The sequence below is a fragment of the Thermanaeromonas sp. DSM 22490 genome (genome assembly GCF_056378755.1).
In genome coordinates, this window is sequence record NZ_JBJHHE010000048.1 from 1 (window position 1) to 4,070 (window position 4,070).

At 48.5% G+C, this 4,070-nt stretch carries 2 protein-coding genes and 2 pseudogenes; 2 read left to right on the top strand and 2 right to left on the bottom strand.

Annotated elements, in window-relative coordinates; genetic code table 11:
- Positions 1-77: 77 nt before the first annotated feature.
- Positions 78-348 (bottom strand): annotated as a pseudogene (locus tag AC1BI1_RS15085) (IS1634 family transposase); the annotation flags it as partial.
- A gap of 97 nt (positions 349-445) precedes the next feature.
- Between AC1BI1_RS15085 and AC1BI1_RS15090 the strand changes: the two are divergent.
- Complete coding sequence (locus tag AC1BI1_RS15090; protein WP_476718132.1) at positions 446-1,570, top strand: IS110 family RNA-guided transposase; 1,125 nt, start codon at positions 446-448, stop codon at positions 1,568-1,570.
- 183 nt (positions 1,571-1,753) lie between these two features.
- On the opposite strand, the pseudogene AC1BI1_RS15095 reads toward AC1BI1_RS15090, so the two are convergent.
- Positions 1,754-2,683 (bottom strand): annotated as a pseudogene (locus tag AC1BI1_RS15095) (IS1634 family transposase); the annotation flags it as partial.
- Positions 2,684-2,735: 52 nt separating this feature from the next.
- Here AC1BI1_RS15095 and AC1BI1_RS15100 point away from each other — a divergent pair.
- Positions 2,736-3,861, top strand: a protein-coding gene (locus tag AC1BI1_RS15100) for an IS3 family transposase (RefSeq protein WP_476718133.1) whose coding sequence is annotated in 2 segments (ribosomal slippage) — positions 2,736-3,002 and positions 3,004-3,861 — 1,125 coding nt in all. Because the reading frame shifts where the segments join, the coding sequence is not laid out codon by codon here.
- Positions 3,862-4,070 lie beyond the last annotated feature (209 nt).

Sequence of the window (4,070 nt, forward strand, 5' to 3'; positions counted from 1 at the left end):
GCAAAGTAGATGTCATTACTATTTTCGATGTCGATATGCTAATACCTGCTAATTAAAATGAGTTTTTCACAACGCTTATAAGTAATATCAAAAATTGAAGCCAGGCCTTTCTTGTTAAGGATAGCAGCTACTTTAAGCATGACTCCTTTGGCGGCAGGCTCGCGCCCCCGCCGCGGGGTTTCCCCCGCCAACCACTCTTTCAAGCTCTTGCAATTTTATCCTGGCTTCTTCTATAGCTTGGACCCGAAATTCATAATCCTCTTGGGCTTTGAGAGGATTGTAGCAGAGGATATAGCGAACCGGAGGCTCGATGTTTTCTTTTTCTTCTCCCTCTACTAAGTTTTTCTTAGACATAATGGAAGGGCCAGCCCCACAGTAGCGATACGTAGATTATATTGGTACAATAGAGACCAATACAGAGCTACAAGCTAAGGAGGCTGGCAAGATGAATTATAGCACATATGTAGGGCTGGATGTTCACAAGGATAGCATTTCCGTAGCCATTGCCAAAGCGGGACGTGAAGAAGCAGAAAACCTGGGTAGCATCGCCAATGAACCCGAAGCGATAGCCAAATTGGTGCGGCGCTTAAGGCAACCGGTAGAAAAGCTATTATTCTGTTACGAGGCTGGTCCCTGCGGTTATGGGATCTACCGGCAGCTCAAAGCCATGGGAGTTAACTGTCTGGTAGTAGCCCCGTCCTTAATACCGCAAAGACCGGGAGAACGAGTAAAGACCGACCGACGGGATGCCAGGAAGTTGGCGCGCTTACTACGGAGCGGCGAATTAACGCCGGTGTGGGTACCGGATGAAAAAGAGGAAGCCTTGCGCGACCTGACCCGTGCCTATGAAGACGCCAAGGAAGATATTCTACGCAAAAAGAACCAGATCGGCAAACTGCTATTACGCCTAGACTTAAGGCCACCAGCAGGAGTAAAAGCCTGGACTGTCAAATATCGCCAGTGGCTAAACAGTATTCGGTTCAACCAACCCGGACAGGCAATAATGCTCAAAGAATACCTTCACGCTTTGGAAGAAGCCGAAGCCATGGCAGAGCGTCTGGAAAGAGAGATAGCCGCACTGGCCGAAGAAAGTGACCAGGCGCCAGTTATCAAAGCCCTGCAGTGCCTACGAGGAGTAGCTCTGATCACCTCAGCTACAGTAGTAGCCGAAGTAGGGGATCTAACACGCTTTGATTCACCTAAGGAGCTCATGTCCTATGCCGGCCTGGTTCCCAGCGAATACTCCAGTAACGGCAAGCGGCGTCAAGGTGCTATCACCAAATCAGGTAACGCCCACACACGCAGGGCAGTAGTCGAAGCCGCCTGGCATTACCAGAGAATACCGGCCGTAGGTTATGGGCTCAAGAAACGACAAGAAGGACAATCGGAGAAGGTAAAGGCTATCTCCTGGCAGGCACAACACCGGCTTAATTTAAAGTTCCGCCGTTTAACAGGAAGGGGCAAAATGAAACAAGTAGCAGTAGTAGCGGTAGCGCGGGAGTTGCTAGGTTTTATGTGGGCGATAGCCTGGCAGGTAAAACAAGAACGAGAACTTGCCCAGACTGCTTAAAAATTAGCCAATGACCAAGATTAGCTGCTAAGTTAGCAATACTAAATCCCAATTATTAGCATCAGGGTGTAGGAGCCAGTAGGTGGAGTTCGGCAGCGGTAAGGAGGACCTGACTTTATCAGTAAAAACCCTGGAAGCCGCATAAACCCTAGAAAAAAAGAAAATGAAGTGTGCATTTTGCCACTACAGCTGGCCCTGCCAGCGGGTAGCAAAGTCTTCCACACGGGTTACATTTGTCGGCGGTGCAATCCGCATCAGGCGCAAGATCTTTTTGCTCAACTCTTTACTCTGGGTTTTGATGAAGAACGCTTCCCCTTCGATCTCTACCTCGACAAAATTGAGGGAGTTTAATGCTTCCCTGATCTTTTCTGGTGAGGCATTTTCTCCGGCTTGCCGGAGCTTGAATTCTAAGGTACGTTCGAGTAGAAAGGCAAGGAAACAGATTACAAAGTGTCCCTTAATCCGCCTTTCGGTCCAGTGGAAAACCGGCCGTACTTCCAGGGTGCTTTTCATGACCCGGAAAGATTCTTCAATCCGCCACAGGTTGTGGTAAGCATCCAGAATGTCCCGGGCACTCATTTCTTTCTCGCTGGTCTGGATGCCGTAATAGCCATCAAATTGTTGGTCCCGGTTAATTGCTTCTTCGTCTAGTATCCATGTCCCGGTGCAGTTAACTTCTTTGAGGTATTTCCTACCACCGCGTTTGTTGCCGGCCCGGATTTGGGCCTTGCTTTCTAAAAGGGTTTGGGCTTTCTCAATTAACCTTTCCCGGTCGGCCCGGTCTTTTTCCGCCCGCCGGCTGGAGTAGGTGACGATTAGTTTTTCGGGTAACTTGCATTTCTTCCCCTCGGCGGCGAATTCGTTTACGTACTCGATAACTTTGTAGCGGATAACTTCTCCTTCCTCGTCCTTTATCTCCTGGTAGCCGTTTTCGTCTAATATCATATCAGTAATCTCTTTCTTCATGCTTTTGATACGGGCGGCAAAGATGTAGCTGTAGCCCCGTTCCACTATGCGCTTTAAATTGAGCTTGCTGTTAATCCCCCGGTCGGCGACGATAATCACCCGGCGCAGGCCAAAACGTTTTTCCAACTTTTCTAAGGCTACCTCCAGTATAATGGACCCAGAAAACTAGACACGGAAAATGGGGGTCCTAAGCGTCAGAATGGGTACTAGGAAACAATATCCAGCCGAGCTTAAAGCTAAAATCGTACTGGAAATTCTCAAGGAAGAAAAATCCATTGCCCAAATCGCTTCTGAATATGGCATCCACCCCTCTGTCTTAAACCGGTGGAGAAATACGGTAGTAGAGAAACTGCCTTCCCTCTTTACTGATGAAACGAAAAGCATAGAGAACATGAAATCCGAATACGAGAAGAAAATCCAAGACCTCTACGCAGAAGTCGGTCGTTTAACCACTGAGCTTACCTGGCTTAAAAAAAAGAGTGGCCTCTGAGCTTAGCCGGGATGAGCGCCTGGGTTTGGTGGAATGGGGGCATCCAGAACTATCTATCAAAAAGCAAGCGGAGCTTTTAAGCCTAAACCGCTCTAGCTTATACTATCACCCAGTGCCCCCTTCCCCAGAAGAAATTGCCATAAAGCACCGCATCGACGAAATATACACCGAGTTTCCCTTTTACGGTTCCAGGCGCATTACGGCCCAGCTTCGAAGGGAGGGATTCTTAGTCAACCGCAAAGCCGTCCAGCGACACATGCGGGAAATGGGTATAGCCGCTATTTATCCCAAGGCTAACTTAAGCAGAAGAAACCATGAGCATCGAGTATATCCCTACTTGCTGCGGGGCCTTCCCATTACTTATCCCAACCAGGTCTGGGGTATAGACATCACCTACATCCGGCTAGTCCGGGGATGGATGTACCTGGTGGCCATCATGGATTGGTACTCCCGCTTTGTGGTAAGCTGGGCCCTGGACCAGTGTTTAGAGACAGCCTTTGTATTAGTTGCGGTAAAAGAAGCAATTGCTAAAGCCAAGCCAGAGATAATGAATAGCGATCAGGGAGCTCAGTTTACCGACCCGGACTACATAAAGCTCCTAGAAGGAGCAGGTATAAGGATTAGCATGGACGGGAGAGGCCGGGCTACCGACAACATCTTCACCGAACGCCTCTGGCGGAGCCTTAAATACGAAGAAGTCTATCTCAACGAATATGAAAGTCCCCGTGAAGCCAGGCAAGGTATCTCTCGGTATCTAGAGTTTTACAACTACCGCCGGCCTCACCAGTCCTTAGGATACAGGACGCCGGCAGAAGTCTACTATGGAAAGGGCTAAGACATATTATGCCAAATCTGGAATCTGAAAAATTTGTCTATAAACCGTTCCACGCCACTATTCACCATATTAGGTTTATCTTTCCACGCTTAAAATTTTTAAATTCGTGTCTTGACAAAGGGGTCCACCTTATTCGTCCCTCGGGCTGCTGGTCTATTAGGCTTTTGGCTGCCTCGCCGTCATAAACATTAGCAGCGGTTACTTCCACT